This window comes from Arthrobacter sp. P1_H7 (genome assembly GCF_056405215.1).
On the sequence record NZ_JBFUCO010000002.1, the window covers coordinates 149,756 to 166,155 of the forward strand.

Annotated in this window: 12 protein-coding genes; 7 read left to right on the forward strand and 5 right to left on the reverse strand. The window is 69.3% G+C overall.

The features are described from left to right. Positions 1-29: 29 nt before the first annotated feature. Positions 30-581: a metallopeptidase family protein gene (locus AC1DXI_RS01460; protein WP_476937145.1), complete on the reverse strand. Its 552-nt coding sequence runs from the start codon at positions 579-581 to the stop codon at positions 30-32. Positions 582-722: 141 nt separating this feature from the next. Between AC1DXI_RS01460 and AC1DXI_RS01465 the strand changes: the two genes are divergently transcribed. The 5 genes from AC1DXI_RS01465 to AC1DXI_RS01485 all read left to right on the forward strand — a co-directional run bounded on the left by AC1DXI_RS01465 (position 723) and on the right by AC1DXI_RS01485 (position 5,850). Beyond that, the gene (locus tag AC1DXI_RS01465) at positions 723-1,112 is read left to right on the forward strand and encodes a DUF3499 domain-containing protein (protein WP_026537763.1); all 390 of its coding nucleotides are present in this window, start codon (positions 723-725) and stop codon (positions 1,110-1,112) included. Between the two features lie 93 nt (positions 1,113-1,205). Further along, positions 1,206-1,454 (forward strand): hypothetical protein, encoded by a 249-nt coding sequence (locus AC1DXI_RS01470; RefSeq protein ID WP_476937146.1) that lies wholly within the window; start codon positions 1,206-1,208, stop codon positions 1,452-1,454. Positions 1,455-1,584: 130 nt separating this feature from the next. Further along, positions 1,585-3,072, forward strand: a complete 1,488-nt coding sequence (gene ahcY, locus AC1DXI_RS01475; protein WP_476937147.1) for an adenosylhomocysteinase — start codon at positions 1,585-1,587, stop codon at positions 3,070-3,072. Between the two features lie 158 nt (positions 3,073-3,230). Beyond that, entirely contained in the window at positions 3,231-4,457 is a 1,227-nt protein-coding gene (locus AC1DXI_RS01480) for a L,D-transpeptidase (RefSeq protein WP_476937148.1), read from the forward strand. A gap of 112 nt (positions 4,458-4,569) precedes the next feature. Further along, a complete protein-coding gene (locus AC1DXI_RS01485; RefSeq protein WP_476937149.1) occupies positions 4,570-5,850 on the forward strand; it encodes a TIGR01906 family membrane protein in 1,281 nt (426 codons plus the stop codon). 19 nt (positions 5,851-5,869) lie between these two features. Here the strand turns inward: AC1DXI_RS01485 and AC1DXI_RS01490 are convergent, their stop codons facing one another. Beyond that, positions 5,870-7,699 carry an AMP-dependent synthetase/ligase gene (locus AC1DXI_RS01490; protein WP_476937150.1) on the reverse strand — a complete coding sequence of 610 codons (1,830 nt, stop codon included), beginning with the start codon at positions 7,697-7,699 and terminating at the stop codon, positions 5,870-5,872. Positions 7,700-7,760: 61 nt separating this feature from the next. Continuing rightward, positions 7,761-9,518: a dolichyl-phosphate-mannose--protein mannosyltransferase gene (locus tag AC1DXI_RS01495; protein WP_476937151.1), complete on the reverse strand. Its 1,758-nt coding sequence runs from the start codon at positions 9,516-9,518 to the stop codon at positions 7,761-7,763. Positions 9,519-9,698: 180 nt separating this feature from the next. On the opposite strand from AC1DXI_RS01495, the gene rsmI reads away from it, so the two are divergent. Together rsmI and AC1DXI_RS01505 are read left to right on the forward strand one after the other, a co-directional pair. Beyond that, positions 9,699-10,520, forward strand: a complete 822-nt coding sequence (gene rsmI, locus AC1DXI_RS01500; RefSeq protein ID WP_476937362.1) for a 16S rRNA (cytidine(1402)-2'-O)-methyltransferase — start codon at positions 9,699-9,701, stop codon at positions 10,518-10,520. 292 nt (positions 10,521-10,812) lie between these two features. Continuing rightward, positions 10,813-12,312 (forward strand): NAD-dependent succinate-semialdehyde dehydrogenase, encoded by a 1,500-nt coding sequence (locus AC1DXI_RS01505; protein WP_476937152.1) that lies wholly within the window; start codon positions 10,813-10,815, stop codon positions 12,310-12,312. Between the two features lie 9 nt (positions 12,313-12,321). Here AC1DXI_RS01505 and AC1DXI_RS01510 read toward each other — a convergent pair whose 3' ends face one another. Beyond that, on the reverse strand, positions 12,322-14,862 hold the full coding sequence (locus AC1DXI_RS01510; protein ID WP_476937153.1) for a transglutaminase TgpA family protein: 2,541 nt from the start codon (positions 14,860-14,862) through the stop codon (positions 12,322-12,324). Continuing rightward, entirely contained in the window at positions 14,859-16,400 is a 1,542-nt protein-coding gene (locus tag AC1DXI_RS01515; protein ID WP_476937154.1) for a DUF58 domain-containing protein, read from the reverse strand. Before AC1DXI_RS01515 ends, AC1DXI_RS01510 begins: the two co-directional genes overlap by 4 nt.

A 16,400-nucleotide genomic window follows, 5' to 3' on the forward strand; every position in this document is an offset into this window, starting at 1 on the left:
CGAGGGCAGGACGTCGGGCGAGGCTCCGGCTAATACCGGCGGCGATAGACGGGGTCGAGGGACTCCGGGGGTACGCCGAGCATTTCGGCCGTGTATTCCACGACGACGTCGTGCACGAGGTCCTGCAGCTCGTCCCGGGTTCCGCACGCTTGCTCCACCACCCGGCGGTACAGCGTGATGACCGGTCCGTCCTCGGCCGTCGCGGCCGTGAAGGCGCCCATCGGCGCGGGCGTGCGGTCCGCCACGAGCTGCTCCAGGCCTCGGGGGATCTCGTCGACGGCGAAGCGGACGCCGTCGAGCGGCTTGCCCCAGATGTCGTGCAGCCGCTGGGCTGAGTCCAGGACGAAGTCATCGAAGCGGTCGGAACGGGTCCGGTACCCGGGCAGGGTGGGGAGCATGAGCTCGCCGCGAAGGCCCCGGCCGTGCCGGTTCCTGCGGCGCTGCCGGAAGCTCTTTCCCTGGACAGCGGCGGGCGACCCGGCCAGAGGCGCGCCGGCGGGGCCGGAACCGGCGCCTGTGCGTCCGGCGTCGGGGTCAGCCAACCGGACCGTGAAACCCGAATCGTGGTGCGATGACTGCATATCTTGACTCTAAACCCGCGCAATGAAATACGCGATACAGCCCCGACGGCGATCCGCCGCCCCGCCGCGGCCCCGCCGCGGCACAACCACCGCCGTTTCAATGCGCAGCCCCCGGTCCGAGGGGGAGTAGTCTGTGATGTCGTGGGTGCAATTCGTATTTGTTCTAGGTCTGCCTGCCGCAATTCTGCGGTGGCCACTTTGACGTACGTCTACGCCGACTCCACAGCCGTCCTGGGCCCGCTGGCGACGTACGCCGAACCGCACTGCTATGACTTGTGCGAACAGCACGCGGACTCGCTGACCGTACCGCGCGGCTGGGAAGTCATGCGGCTGGCGATGCCCGCGACCCCGGCCGGCCCCGGCCCCGACGACCTCCTGGCCCTCGCCAACGCAGTCCGCGAGGCGGCCTCCCGTCCGGCGGCGGCGGAAACGGCGAAAGGGCAGCGCACGCTGCACCCGGCGCTGGAAGCACCGGCCCCGGCCGAGGGCGCCCGGCGCGGACATCTGCGCGTCCTGCGCGAACCTTCCTAAGGCGCCAACTGGCGGTAGGGTGGAAACTGCAAAAAGCCGTCAGCCACTTAGCCACCGGCGCCGTCTTGCGGCGCCCATCAGGGAGCGTTCACCATGCCCAAGCTCAGTTCCGAACTGTTGTCTGTCCTGCGATGCCCCGTCACCGGCTCCGGCCTGGTGCAGGAAGGCGACGAGCTCGTCACCGTCACGGCAGATGAAGCCGGAAACAAGCTGCGGTACAAGATCGAGGACGGCATCCCGCTGCTGCTGCCGCCGGAACTGCTGCCCGCCGCTGCGGCCGCAGCCGCTGATCAGCACGACGCCGGCCCGCACGACGCCGCCCCGCGCCACGCCGCCGAATAGCGGCCCGCAAGATCGCTGCCGGGCACCCATCGGGGAGGCCCGCGGCACCGAATGACTGCTTAGATACTTCTAAATCCAGAATCGCCCAGCTCCAGACACGCAATGCCACCGGCCACAACTAAGGATGCACATGACTTTCGATTACAAGATTGCGGACATTTCCCTGGCCGAGGCGGGCCGCCACCAGATCCGCCTCGCCGAGCACGAGATGCCCGGACTCATGTCCCTGCGCGAGGAGTTCGGCGCCAGCCAGCCGCTCAAGGGCGCCCGGATCGCCGGATCGCTGCACATGACCGTCCAGACCGCGGTGCTGATCGAGACCCTGACCGCCCTCGGCGCCGAAGTCCGCTGGGCCTCCTGCAACATCTTCTCCACCCAGGATGAAGCCGCCGCCGCAGTGGTGGTCGGCAACGGCACCGTTGAGGACCCCCAGGGCGTCCCCGTCTTCGCCTGGAAGGGCGAGACGCTGGAGGAGTACTGGTGGACCGCCCAGCAGATCCTCACCTGGCCGGGCGCCGACGCCAACCCTGAGCTGGGTCCGAACATGATCCTGGACGACGGCGGCGACGCCACGATGCTGGTGCACAAGGGTGTCGACTTCGAGGCTGCCGGCGCCGTCCCCGCCGCCGCCGAGGACGAGTCCGAGGAAGGCCGGGTGTTCCTGGACGTGCTGCGCGCCTCCCTCGAGGCCGACCCGCAGAAGTGGACCCGCATCGGCGCCCTCCTGCTTGGCGTCACCGAGGAGACCACCACGGGCGTGCACCGCCTGTACCAGCTGGCGGAGCAGGGCAAGCTGCTCTTCCCGGCCATCAACGTCAACGACTCCGTCACCAAGAGCAAGTTCGACAACAAGTACGGCATCCGCCACTCCCTGCCGGACGGCATCAACCGCGCCACCGACGTCCTGATGGGCGGCAAGGTCGCCGTCGTCTGCGGTTACGGCGACGTGGGCAAGGGCGCAGCGGAGGCCTTCCGCGGCCAGGGTTCGCGCGTGATCGTCACGGAGATCGACCCCATCTGCGCGCTCCAGGCTGCCATGGACGGCTACCAGGTCGCCAAGCTGGAATCCGTCCTCAGCGAAGGCCACATCTTCATCACCACGACCGGCAACAAGGACGTCATCATGGCCGAGCACATGGCCGAGATGCGTGACAAGGCGATCGTGGGCAACATCGGCCACTTCGACAATGAGATCGACATGGCTGGCCTGGCGCGGGTCCCCGGCATCAAGAAGGTCGAGATCAAGCCTCAGGTGCACGAGTGGGTCTTCGAAGCAGACCCGGCCACGGGAAAGGGCAGCCGGTCCATCATCGTCCTGTCCGAAGGCCGCCTGCTGAACCTGGGCAACGCCACCGGACACCCCTCGTTCGTCATGAGCAACTCCTTCGCCAACCAGACGATCGCCCAGATTGAACTGTTCACGAAGGCCGGCCAGCCCGAGGGCGAGCGTGAATACGAGAACCAGGTGTACGTCCTGCCCAAGATCCTGGACGAGAAGGTCGCCCGCCTGCACCTGGGTGCCCTCGACGTGGAGCTGACCGAGCTGTCCAAGGAGCAGGCCGAGTACCTGGACGTCGACGTGGCCGGACCGTACAAGCCCGGTCACTACCGCTACTAGGAAACCCTCCCAAAGGGCCCCGGACGAAGGTCCGGGGCCCTTTGTTGTGACCGTTTTGGGGGCACTTTTGTAACCGGATCGTGGTCGAACCGGGCCGGGGTTCCAAGGTAATTCGCTTATGCTGGCAAGATGACGTGTGGAAACGCCCGGGTCCTGTGATGGCCCTGAAGACCTGGAGCACCGGCCGAAAGATCGCCTTGCTAGGGGTGCTCTGCGCCCTGGCGGCCGGCGGCGGAGCCTTCGCCGCGGCGGCTCCGGGGCTGGCCCAGTCCGGGATTTCCTCCGAGGCCGGGTCCCCGGCCCGGACGACGCCGGGACTCGCCGTCCCCGTGGTGGCGCCCGCGGAACTGGCCGTCACGCCCGCCGACGGCGCCCAGCAGGTCAACCCTGCGGCGCCGGTTTCCCTCAAGGTCACGAACGGCCGGATTGACCGGGTGGCCCTGACGAGCGACGGCGGCGACACCGTCGACGGCACCTTGGGCCCGGACGGGTCCGCCTGGACATCTTCCGGCGACCTGACGTTCAACACGCGGTACAACTTCACCTACTCCGTGGTGGACGACGCGGGACGCGAGACCCACAGCACGCGCGCGTTCACCACCGTCTCGACCGCCAACGAGGCCGACGCCGCCATTTACCCCCTGGACGGGATGAAGGTGGGTGTGGCCCAGCCCCTGCAGATCACCTTCAGCGAGCCGGTCCTGAACCGGAACGCCGTCGAAAAGGCCATCAAGATCACCTCGACGTCCGGCCAGGTGGGTGATTTCCACTGGTTCAACAACAACACTGTCAGGTACCGGCCGGAGGCCTTCTGGGCCGCGAACAGCACCATCACCATGGACATGAAGCTGTTCGGCGTCGAGCTCGGCAACGGGCAGGTCGGCAACTTCAACAAGACGGTAACGGTCCACATCGGCGACAAGAAGGTGGCCGTTGCCGACGCCAAGGCCCATACGTTCTCGGTCAGTGTCAACGACAAGCCGGCCGGGCGCTGGCCGGCGACCATGGGCGACACCCGGTTCCCGTCGGCACGGGGCTTTCTGGTGTTCATGGAGAAGCACCGTGTGGAGCACATGGATGCCTCCACGATCGGGCTCAAACCGGGGGACCCGGCCTACTACGGACAGCTTGACGTCAACTACGCCACGCGCCTGACGCCCAGCGGGGAATTCATCCACCAGGCCACGGAGTCCGCGATGCCCTACATCGGCAAGTTGAACCTCTCCCACGGCTGCATCGGCCTGGGCCCGGATGGCGCGAAGTGGGTCTTTGACAATATGACCACCGGCGACGTCGTCCAGGTGGTGAACACCGAGGGGGAGTACGCCAACTTCGATGACGGTTTCGGGGACTGGAACATCCCTTGGGCCCAATACGCCAACTGACGGGGTGGCACCTCGCTGAGCCCAATCCTCTGACGGTAGGCTCAGAGCCAGATAAGTTGCGCAGCCGGGCGCAGGCCGGGCAGCGCAGAAGCCTACGGAAGCGAAGCTCCACGTGACTGACAAAAGTCCCACCCCTCCCGACCGGCCGGATCCGCACCTGGATCCGTCGGACGACACCGACGAGCCGGCGTTCGACTGGATGAAGCCGGCCTCCGCCGGCAAGCCTACGGCCGGCCCGGCAGCAGCGGGCACGGCAGCCGGCCCGGCAGGTTCAGCTGCAGCAGCCAGCAAGGCAGGTTCAGCCGCAGCAGCGGACCCGGCAGCACCGGGCCCAGCAGCGGGCCCGGAAGCGGCCACCGCCAGCCAGCCGGAGAGCCGTGCCGACCGCAAGGCGGCCGAGGCCGCCGCCACAGGCCAGACGAATTCTGCCCAGCCGGATGCTGTCCCCTCGGATTCCCTCTCGCCGGATGACGGCGAGCGCGGTGCACCAGCCGGCGCACGTCCGGACTCCGCCGCCGAGGACGAAGTCGAACGCCGCAACGCCGAACGCCGGACTGCCGAACGCGAGCAGGCGGCCAAGGCCAAGCCCGTCCTCCCGCGGGTGCTTCAGGTGCTGCTCGCCGTGTTCTACCCGGTCATCCTGCTGGTGCTCGCCGTCCGCGCCGTGACCAGCCCGCTGTTCCTCTGGGTGGAATACAACCGTCCGGGCTTCCCCGGTGACGGCTACGGCTTCAGCAGCGATGACCGCATGACCTACGGTTCCTACGCGGTGGACTACCTCAGCAACTGGTCGGGCCCCCGCTACCTCGGTGACCTTGTGGACCAAAGCGGGGAGCGGCTGTTCAAGGACGGCGAAGTCAGCCACATGGCCGACGTCAAGGCCGTGATCCTGTCCACTTTCGGCGCCGGTACCCTGCTGATCCTGTTGGGCCTGGTTGCCGTGATCTACCTCAAGCGGCGCCACAGCGGGGGAGTCCGCCGCGGCCTGTTCGCCGGCTCGATCGTCACCCTTGCGCTCATCATCGGCCTCGGGACCCTCGCCGTGCTCGGCTGGGAGCAGTTCTTCACCGATTTCCACCGTATTTTCTTCGCCAACGGGACCTGGACATTTACGCTTCAGGACACCCTGATCCGGCTTTTCCCGGGCCAGTTCTGGATGGACGCCGGGATTGCCATCGGAAGCCTCGTGCTGCTTGCGTCCCTGGTCACCATTGTCCTGACCTGGCCCACGCGCCGGCGCCGCGGCCTTGGCAAGAAGGCTGCCAGCACGGCCAAGGGCACGGACACTGATGCAGGCGCCGGCACTGAGGCAACCGCCGAGGCTGCGCCCGCGGCGGACGGCACGGCCGGCAGCGACGCAGAGGGCGGGACGCGTACCCGGCACACCGTCTGACGACGGGCCAGTTGCCTGGTCAGCCGTAGATGCGGTTGATGTGCTGTTCGTAGTCCCGCACGACGGCGGCCCGCTTGAGTTTGAGCGAGGGGGTCAGGTGCCCTGATTCCACGGTGAAATCGGCGTCCAGGATGACGAAGCTGCGGATGGACTCGGCCTTGGAGACCGTGAGGTTCGCCGCATCGATGGCTTCCTGGATTGCGGCCCGGACCGTCTGGTCTGTGGCGGCTTCGGCCGGCGCCATGATGGGCACCTTCCGGGCCGTGCACCAGTTGCGCAGTCCTTCCGGGTCCAGGTTGACCAGTGCCGAGACGAAGGGCCGGCCGTCGCCAACCACCACGGCCTGGCCGACCAGCTGGTGCTCCCGGATCTTCTCCTCGAGCGGGCCCGGGGCGACATTCTTGCCGCCGGCCGTGACCAGCAGGTCCTTCTTCCGGCCCGTGATGGTCAGGAATCCGTCCTCGTCGAGGGAGCCGAGGTCACCGGTCCGGAAGAAACCGTCCACGAACGCCTCAGCGTTGGCGGCCTCGTTGGCGTGGTAGCCCTTGAAGACTCCGATGCCCTTGACCAGGATCTCGCCGTCGTCGGCCACCCGGACCGTGGTGCCCGGCACCGGGATGCCGACTGTGCCCACCTTGGTCCGTGCCGGGGTGTTGGCCGTGCAGGGCGCCGTGGTTTCGGTCAGGCCGTAGCCTTCCAGGACGGGGATGCCCGCGCCGCGGAAAAAATGGGCGTCGTTGGAGCTCAGCGGGCTGGCGCCGGAGACCGTGTACCGCAGCTGGCCGCCGAAGGCCTGCCGGAGCCTGGGGTACAGGATCCGGTCGAAGACTGCATGCCGGGCACGCAGGAGGAGCCCTGGGCCCGTGCCGTTGCCCCGGGCGGAGGCGTCGAGGGCCTTGGAGTAGTCGATCGCGGCCGCCGCTGCGGCCGTGAAGACCCGTTCCTTGCCGGCGGCCGCAGCCTTCTGCTCGGCACCGGCGTAGACCTTTTCGAAGATCCGGGGGACCACCAGCAGGAAGGTGGGTTTGAAACTGGCCAGGTCTTCCAGCAGCTCCTTGGCGCTGGCGGTGTGGCCGAGGGTGGATCCGGCGCTCAGGCAGACTACCTGCACCGCACGGGCCAGGACGTGTGCCAGGGGCAGGAACATCAGCGTCCGGGAACGCGGCTGCATGAGGAGTTCGGGCAGGAACAGGACGATGTTCTTGGCCACCAGGGCAAAGTTGGCGTGGGTGATCTCGCAGCCCTTGGGCTTGCCGGTGGTGCCCGAGGTGTAGACCAGGGACGCAACATCCGCCAGGGAGGCGGCGGTGCGGTGGCGTTCCAGCTCGGCGTCGGTCACCCCGGTGCCGGCCGCGGCCAGGCTCGCCAGGTTCGGTGCGGCGCCGTCGTGCTCCATCCGCACGACGGCGACAAGCCGGTCGCCGAGGACGGTGGAGGCGTCCAGGACGCCCTGGACGAGGGCGGCCCTGGTGTGGTCCTCGACGAACACCCGCCGGGCCCCCGAATCATGGAGAATCCACTCGACCTGGGCCGCGGATGAGGTCTCGTAGATCGGGACGGTGACGCCGCCGGCAAACCAGATGGCAAAGTCCACCACCGTCCATTCGTACCGGGTGGCGGACATGACCGCGACGGTTTCGCCCGGCGTGAGTCCGCCGGCGATCAGGCCCTTGGCCAGGGCAGTGACCTGCTCCAGGAAGTGTTGGACGGAGACGTCGGTCCAGCCGCCGGGGCCTTTGCGGGAGTAGAGGGCATGCACGGGATCCTTTGCGTGCTGCTCCAGGAGCAGGTCGGTCACGTTGCTCTCCGGGTCCAGCTCCACGAGCAGTCCGGTGCTTGCTTCTCTCACAGCCGAGTCTCCATTTCCTGGTCCGCCCGGAGTTCGGCGGACATTCCCCTGCAATCCTGCCCTAGATCCAGGACGGCATCCACATCCGGATGCGCCAGTCCTGGTACGGGATCACCTCGGCTGTCCAGACAGGGTAGAAGAACGCGGACACCAGCACGGCCGCCACCACGAACAGCGCCACCAGGTAGAACCCGGACCGCCGGCGCCAGAGGGGGTCGCCGCGCTGGCCGAGCACCAGCCCCAGGCAATAGACGAGCGCCAGCACCAGGAACGGTTCAAAGGACACGGCGTAGAAAAAGAAGGTGGTGCGCTCCGGGTACAGGAACCAGGGGAGATACCCTGCGGCCACTCCGGCCAGGACGGCGCCGGCGCGCCAGTCGCGGCGCCCCGCCCACCAGAACAGCAGGACAGCCAGGCTCACGGCCGCGCTCCACCAGATCAGCGGGTTGCCGACGGAGAGGATGGCGGTGGTGCAGTTCGTCAGTTCGCACCCCGGCGTGCCCTGCCCGGGGGATTCGTAGAAGAAGGACGTGGGCCGGCCCATGACCAGCCAGCTCCAGGCGCTGGCCTCGTAGGGGTGGTCGGCACTGAGGCCCTGATGGAACTTGTAGGCCTCCAGGTGGTAATGCGCCAGGGACCGTACGGCGTTCGGCAGCCAGCCCCACTCGGCCGAGGGGTTGGTCTCGGCCCAGTGCCTGAAGTAGGCGTCCGTGGAACGGAACCAGCCTGTCCATGTAGCGCCGTAGACCAGGGCGGCCACCGGAACGATGCTGAGGAAGGCAGGGACGCCGTCCTTGAGGATGCCTCCGCTGATCCAGGCGTGCACTCCGGCTATGCGTCGTGCACTGAGGTCCCAGAAGACGGTCAGCAGGCCGAATCCGGCCAGAAAGAACAGGGCGGACCATTTCGTGCCGACCGCCAGGCCCAGGCAGACGCCCGCCGCGAGGCGCCACCACCGGATGCCGAGCCAGGGCCCGGAGGTGAGCTGCAGCGCCGAGGGCCGCCCCGTGGCGGAGGCTGCGGCCTGCCGGCCGAGCCGGGCTGCCAGCCGCCTCCGGCCGTCGTCGCGGTCCATCAGCAGGGCCCCGAACGCGGCGAGGATCCAGAACATGAGGAAGATGTCCAGCAGCGAGGTCCGGGACATGACCAGGTGGTGGCCGTCCACGGCGAGCAGGACGCCGGCCGCAGCACCCAGGGTGAGCGAGCGGAAGAGCTTTTGCGCGATCAGGGCCAGCAGGAGGATGGACAGCGTCCCCGTCAGGGCCGCACCGAACCGCCAGCCGAAGGGGTTGTCCGCCCCGAACAGCCACATGCCAGCGGCGATCATCCACTTGCCGACCGGCGGGTGGACCACGTATTCCGGTGTGTTCAGCAGCACGCCGGGGTTGCCGGCGATGAAGGAGTCGTTCGCCCGGTCCGGCCAGCTGCGCTCGTACCCGCTGACCAGGAATGAGTACGCGTCTTTGACATAGTACGTTTCGTCAAAGACCAGGTTGCGCGGCGTGTCCAGCCGGACGAACCGCAGGACGCCGCCCAGCGCGGCTGTAAGGACGGGAATGAGCCAGTACCAGAGCCGAAGCGACGCCGGGTAGTCCCGCCAGCTCTGGAGGCCGCCGATCAGGCGTTCCCTGAGGGCCTCCGGGGTGTTGGACTCGGCGGGGCGGCCGATCCAGCGGTGCCCTTCAAGGTTGCGGCCGGTGCTGACGCGGCTCCGGTCCTGGCCGCCTGCCCGGCCGTTGGGACGGCCAGGGCCTGAAGTCGGCGATGCGTCAGGGCCGGTCTCGGGCTGCCGCGTGGGGGTCTGGGTCACGTTGCCCATGCTACCTTTCGCAGCTGTGCTCGCAGGGCCCCGCCCCGGCGGCAGTAGGCTGGTCCTGTGGACCACGAACCCAGCACCTCCCCCCTTCCTCCCCTCGATCCTCCCTCCGACGGCGATGCCGTCGCCGCCGTTCCCGCCCCTGAATCCGCATCTGCTCCCGCCGCTGGCGGTCCCGGAAGGATCGTCCTCGCGGCGACGCCGATCGGGAACACTGGCGATGCCTCGGCGCGGCTCGTGGAGTTGCTCGCGACGGCGGACATCGTCGCCGCGGAGGACACCCGGCGGCTGCACCGCCTCGTGCAGAGCCTCGGCATCACCGTGGCCGGCCGGATCATCAGCTATCACGAGCACAATGAGGCAGCCAAGACGGCTGACCTGCTGGCCCAGGTCCGGTCCGGAAAGACCCTCGTGATGGTGACGGACGCCGGCATGCCCTCCGTCTCTGATCCGGGGTTCCGGCTGGTCGAAGGCGCCGTGGCGGCCGGCCTCACCGTCACCGCGGCGCCGGGACCCTCCGCCGTGCTGACCGCCCTGGCCCTGTCGGGCCTGCCCACGGACCGCTTTTGTTTCGAGGGTTTCCTGCCGCGCAAGGCCGGTGAACGCTCCTCGCGGCTGGCGGATCTCGACGCCGAGCGGCGCACCATGGTGTTCTTCGAGGCGCCGCACCGGCTGGAACCCATGCTCAGGGCCCTGCGCGAAAGCTTTGGCGCGGACCGCCGGGCCGCCGTCTGCCGTGAACTCACCAAGACCTATGAAGAGGTCATCCGCGGGACCCTGCGCGAACTGCTCGAATGGGCCGAGTCCAGCGAGGTGCGCGGCGAAATTGCCGTGGTGGTGGGCGGCGCTCCGGAACGCGAACCCGGCCGTCCCGAGGACCACGTGGCTGCCGTCAACGGATTGATAGCCCAGGGCATCCGGCTGAAAGAGGCCGTCGCCGCAGTGGCCGAAGACGCGAAGGTCAGCAAGCGCGAACTCTATGCCGCGGTCCTCGCCGCGCGCTGAGCCGCCCGCTGATCCAGGCGGTCGGTGCCCGGCGGCGGGTTTCCGCGCGTCGGCGGCCTCAGCGGCCGGCTGGAACCGGACTCCGGGCTCACGCAGAACGGTTGTGCAGCTGCACAGCATATTCTGGATCGGGTAGTGCGCAGATGCATAGACTTGCCAGTGAGCGCGGCAGTACCGTGGCAGTAATCCAGACGCCCGTGCCTGCCTGTGGGAACGAGCGCCTAAACCGAAAACTAGTTCAAAAAACTTGTGCCCAAACTAGTTCAACCGAATTGCTGACGAGGGAGTCATTGTGACTGTAACTGCCCAGCCTATTGTTTCCGCGGAGCGGGAGAGCGCCCTGCTGGCGTCCGTTCCGACGGGCCTGCTGATCAACGGCGAGTGGCGTCCGGCCGCGTCCGGGAAGACCTTCGACGTCGAGGACCCCGCGACCGGGAAGGTCCTGCTCAGCATTGCCGACGCAGGTCCCGAGGACGGCAAGGCGGCCCTGGACGCCGCCGCGGCCGCGCAGGAGTCCTGGGCCAAGGTCCCGGCGCGGGAACGCGGCGAGATCCTGCGCCGCGCCTTCGAGCTGGTGACCGAACGGGCCGAAGACTTCGCCCTCCTGATGACCCTGGAGATGGGCAAGCCGCTGGCCGAGGCCCGCGGCGAGGTCACCTACGGCGCCGAGTTCCTGCGCTGGTTCTCCGAGGAGGCCGTCCGTGCGTTCGGCCGCTACTCGGTCTCCCCGGACGGCAAGTCCCGGCTGCTGGTGACCAAGAAGCCGGTGGGCCCGTGCCTGCTGATCACGCCGTGGAACTTCCCCCTGGCGATGGCGACCCGCAAGATCGCCCCCGCGGTCGCAGCCGGCTGCACGATGGTGCTCAAGTCCGCGAACCTGACGCCGCTGACCTCCCAGCTGTTCGCCGCCGTCATGCAGGAAGCCGGTCTGCCCGCCGGCGTCCTGAACGTCATCCCGACCTCCACCGCCGGCGCCACCACGGGTCCGCTGATCAAGGATCAGCGCCTGCGGAAGCTGTCGTTTACCGGTTCTACCGAGGTCGGCCGGCGGCTGCTGGCCGATGCGTCCGAGACGGTGCTGCGGACCTCGATGGAACTCGGCGGGAACGCCCCGTTCGTGGTGTTCGGGGACGCCGACATCGACGCCGCCGTCGCGGGGGCCATGCTGGCGAAGCTGCGGAACATGGGCGAGGCCTGCACCGCGGCGAACCGGTTCATCGTGCACGAGTCCGTCGCTGCCGAGTTCGCGGAGAAGTTCGCCGCGAAGATGGCAGAGATGACCACAGCCCGGGGTACCGAGGCCGAGTCCAAGGTCGGCCCGCTGATCGATGCCAAGAGCCGGGACAAGGTCCACGAACTCGTCACCGACGCCGTGAACTCCGGCGCGGTCGCCGTGACCGGCGGCTCCGCCGTCGAGGGCCCGGGCTACTTCTACAAGCCCACGATCCTCACCGGCGTCAGCGAGGGCAGCCGGATCCTGTCCGAGGAAATCTTCGGACCCGTCGCCCCGATCATCACCTTTGACACCGAGGACGAGGCCGTCCGGCTCGCGAACAACACCGAGTACGGGCTGGTGGCCTACGTCTTCACCCGGGACCTGAACCGGGGCATCCGGATGGGCGAACGCCTCGAGACCGGCATGCTGGGCCTGAACGCCGGCGTGGTCTCCAACGCGGCCGCCCCGTTCGGCGGCGTCAAGCAGTCCGGCCTGGGCCGCGAAGGTGGCCTCGAGGGCATCGAGGAATACCTCTACACCCAGTACATCGGCATCGCCGACCCCTACGCCGGCTAGCCACACACGCTAGCGGCGGCGCACCCGGCGGACGGACTTGCGGATCTTCCCCCAGGATCCCGCGAACCCCCGCCGGGTGCGTTGTGCTGTCCGGGAGAGGAAGCCGCGGGGCAGCTGCAGGGACCGTCGCCAGCCGGACATGACCGACGGCGGCAGCCAGGCCGCGCGCAGCCGGACCAGGAATCCCGCGTTGGCGTGCAGCGAGGCCTGCACCAGGGCGACCCTGGCCGCGGCGGAGTCGGCAAGATCCTCGGAGTCTGCGGAGCCTGCGTGCTGCGCCGGACCGGCGGCGCCGCCCGGGCGGCCGTACTGCTCACGTTCAAAGTCCTCGGTCAGGGCGGCCGCGGCCCGCTGGCCGGGCCCGTCCGCGCCGCCGGGTTCCGCCATGGCCTCCGAGGCGCGCAACCGCCCGGAGAAATGCCGCGGCGTCTCGCTCGCTCCGGGCGCCATTCCGTAGTCCGTGGCCAGATCCAGCAGTTCCGCCCAGGCCGGCAGGGCCGTCCCGCCCGTGGCGCCGGGATAGCCGCGGTCCGCCGTCCTCAGCCTGCGCCGCCGCACGCCGCTGCGCACCAGCCGCGGGGAGGCCACCAGCAGTGCCAGCAGCAGCACCGCGGCAACGCTGTACAGCACCTGTGCCGCCTGCGCCCCGCCGGGCGCCGCCGTGCCCGCTCCCGGCAGTGGGACCGGGACGGGGACGGGGACCGGTGCCTGGGTGGAGCCGTCCCCGGGGGTCAGGGCGTCGTTGCGATCATTGGTGCTGGCACCACTGGGCGCGGAGGCATCCGTGGCGTACGCCGGAACGACGCCGCGGGACGGTGTCGGCTCAAACGCGACCCAGCCGGTGCCCTGGAAGTAGAGTTCCGGCCAGGCGTGGGCGTCCCGGGCATCGACCTCGAACTCCGGAAGCGGACCCTGGCCCGAGACCGCCACTGTGGCCCCGGTGGGGCGCCCCGGCGCGTAGCCCACGGCGATCCTGCTCGGAATGCCCTCCAGCCTGGCCATCACGGCCATGGCGGAGGCGAAGTGAATGCAGTAGCCGCTCTTCTGGATCAGGAAGTCCGCCAGCACGGACAGGCCGTTCCCGTCGTAGCCGCCCTGCACGGGGGACTGCAGGGAGTAGCTGAACTCGGTGGAGCGCAGGTACCTCTGGATGGCCATGGCCCGCGCATACGGCGAGTTGGCACCCGCCGTCACCGTGTTGGCCGTGCTGCGCACAACCTCCGGAACATTCGACGGTTCCCGGAGGAACTGCTCGGGGACTCCGCGCACCGGCCCGGAAGCCCCCGCCAGCAGTGCTGCCGTGAGCTGGGGAGTGACGGACGAGACCACGTATTGCTGGTCGCGGGAATTTGTGTCCACCCCCTTGATGCTCAGCGTGGCAGGATCCCAGCTCCAGCGCCCCGAGAGGCCGTTGACAGCTTCCGGGGCATACGGTGCCGGCAGGTACGGGCTCGTGTATTGGCCGGTGTTGACGGCCGTAAGCACTCGGATCTCGGCCGGGGCGGCCTCATGGCCGGCCTCGATCCTGCCGGTTCCCGGTTGCCGGGTCGACTCCCGGTCATCGGGTGACCAGGAATCGCCGTCAAAGTTGTCCACCGTCACCGAGCGCAGGTACGGCGTCGTCGGCGCGTTCGTGGCGAAGGTGATCCGGCCCTCGCCGGAGGGGCTGCGCAGGCTGTTGCCCAGGCTGATCATCGGATTCAGGCCGGTTGCGCCGCCGAACGGGTTCAGCCGCGAGCCCTGCGGGAACGTGCCCTGATCGAAACCCGGGATGACCAGCTGCAGCACCAGCGTGAGTGTCAGCGCCGCGACGGCAGTGACCGCGCCGCGCCGAAGCTGGCCGGGGTTGCGGGCGGTGTCGGCCAGGGTGCGGGTGTCCGGCGTGTACCAATGGCTGCACCCGAGGATCAACAGGTACCCGACGGCGGCGCCCACGAACCCCAGCACCCCCACGCTTTGCGGCTTGACCATGGCCGGCACCACGAGGATTGCCAGGATCCCCATACCGCTCGTGGCCGGCAGCGCCAGCGGGAACGCCAGGGCATCGATCAGGATCACCAGCAGCCCGAGGACCGCGCAGATCAGCATGACGATTCCGGCGTTGGGGGCCACCGGGGTGCTCTCGGCCAGGACCGTCTCGCTGGCCCGCCGGAGGAACTTCCCCAGGTAGTTCATGGTCTCCGGGGACGGGATGAACCCCGCAATGCTGTGCTGCCGGAAGAAAATGAAGGTCACGGACACAATCAGCGCCACCAGGCCCCCGGCAGTCACCAGCCAGGGCCGGGCACGCAGGGACCGGAGCACCGCGAGGGAGAACGCAACGGAGAGGACCGTACTGAATACCGGGGAGTACCAGGCCCACCCACGCAGAACGCCGTTGAATCCGAGGGCCGCGCCCGCGACGGCCACGGCGACGGCGGCCGCCATCACCCAAGGCTGGGCGCCGCGTCCGTCCGGCCGGGACGCTGCGCCGGAGGGCAGGACTGTCGGTTCTTCCGTGCCGGCCGTGCCTGTGCCGGATCCGTGGCTGCGCTGCGGGGCGAGCGTCATGGCCGGCCTCCCACGCCGCGGCGGACGTCTGCCGCGGCGGACATCGCCGGGTCTGCCTGGTCGAAGGCTGCCCAGGCGTCAGGCAGCGAGCTCTGGGCGGATACCGCCAGGGCCCGCCATCCGCCCCGCCGGAGCGCCTCCAGCACCTCGGGCATTTCGCCGGAATCCTGTGCATGGTCCGTGACCAGCAGCGCGAAGGCGTTCGCGCCGAACCCGGCGGCCGGGGACAGCGCCCGGGCCTCGGCCGGGGTCAGGCCGCCCAGAACTGCCAGGACCGGTCCCCGCAGCCGGTGGGCGGAGAGTTTGTCCATCAGGGTGTCCTCGAAGGCCTGCGGGGCATTCCCGGTGCCCGCCGCGGCCCCGGAACGGAATCCACCCGGCGCGGAGGATCCGGTGTTGGTTCCCGCCGCGGCCTCCTGCGGGCGGGCCTGGGGGCGGGGCGCCGTGCGGTCACGGTGCGGGTGGGTGTGGTGGTGGGTGTGGAGCGGGCCGGAAAGCTCGATGGCGGCCAGGCTTTCGGCGATGGACTGCAGCCCGGCCGTTCCGGTGTATTCCTCGGCTTCCGGATCGGGAGCGGACGGCGAATTCCGGAAGGCAGGCGCACCCGCGGTGTCCAGAAACCGCAGCGAGTAGTTGCGTTCCGCGAGGTGCGCCCCGATCGACATCGCCGCCGTGACAGCCCATTCGAAGGCATCAGAGGTCAGCAGGTCATGGCCGTCCCACTCCCCGCTCCCCGGGTGGCCGCCGGAGGAATGGGCACTGTGGCCGAACACGCCGTGGGGGTAGGCCGAGAGCCGCTGGTCCAGGATGATGGTGGCCTCGGGGGTAGTGACGGATTCCTCCTGCCGCACCATGAGGGACCCGTGGCGGGCGGTCGCGGCCCAGTGCACCCGGCGCAGCGGATCCCCGTGGCGGTATTCGCGGGTCATGACGTCGTCGTCGCTGGGATTGGCCCGGGCCCGCGTGGGCGTGACACCGTCGTGTCCGCGGGCGCCGGCCAGCCCCGTCTCCGGGAGCTCGATGGCTGCGGGCGTCACGGTGAGGAGGTCGCCGTCGTCAATCGCGTGGCGGTGGAAGGAGAGCCCGAAGGGATCGCTGAATTCCGCCGTGACGGGCCCGATCAGGAACTGGCCGCGCCTGGCCGAGCGGAGGTGGTATTCGTAGCGGCTGGTGCCGCCGGCGGCCGCACGGGCCGGGAACCGGAAGACGGGCGATTCGCCGAACCGGGCCGGCAGGTGTTCCTCCATGACCGCGTGGCCTGCACCGGTCCCGGTCCGCGCGACGGCCAGCCGCACCGTGGCGCGCGCGGACGTTTCAACCGGCGACGGGCTGAATTCGCGGTAGACCCGGAACCTCGGCTTCAGGACCCGGGTTCCGGCCAGGGCCAGCACCGGCAGCACCAGCAGCAGGAGGGCCAGTGCCAGCAGGTCCCGGCGCCCCATGATCTGCGCGGCCAGCAGCGACACCGCACCCGCGCCGAGCAGGCCCCAGCCGCGGCTGCTGAAGAAGTGCCCGGGGAACCGATCGCTCAACGCCAC

Bases quoted from the DNA above. Each gene is read 5' to 3' on its own strand.
- AC1DXI_RS01460 (WP_476937145.1), bottom strand. From the start codon at position 581: ATGCAGTCATCGCACCACGATTCGGGTTTCACGGTCCGGTTGGCTGAC.
- AC1DXI_RS01470 (WP_476937146.1), top strand. From the start codon at position 1,206: ATGCCCAAGCTCAGTTCCGAACTGTTGTCTGTCCTGCGATGCCCCGTC.
- ahcY (WP_476937147.1), top strand. From the start codon at position 1,585: ATGACTTTCGATTACAAGATTGCGGACATTTCCCTGGCCGAGGCGGGC.
- AC1DXI_RS01480 (WP_476937148.1), top strand. From the start codon at position 3,231: ATGGCCCTGAAGACCTGGAGCACCGGCCGAAAGATCGCCTTGCTAGGG.
- AC1DXI_RS01495 (WP_476937151.1), bottom strand. From the start codon at position 9,518: ATGGGCAACGTGACCCAGACCCCCACGCGGCAGCCCGAGACCGGCCCT.
- AC1DXI_RS01510 (WP_476937153.1), bottom strand. From the start codon at position 14,862: ATGACGCTCGCCCCGCAGCGCAGCCACGGATCCGGCACAGGCACGGCC.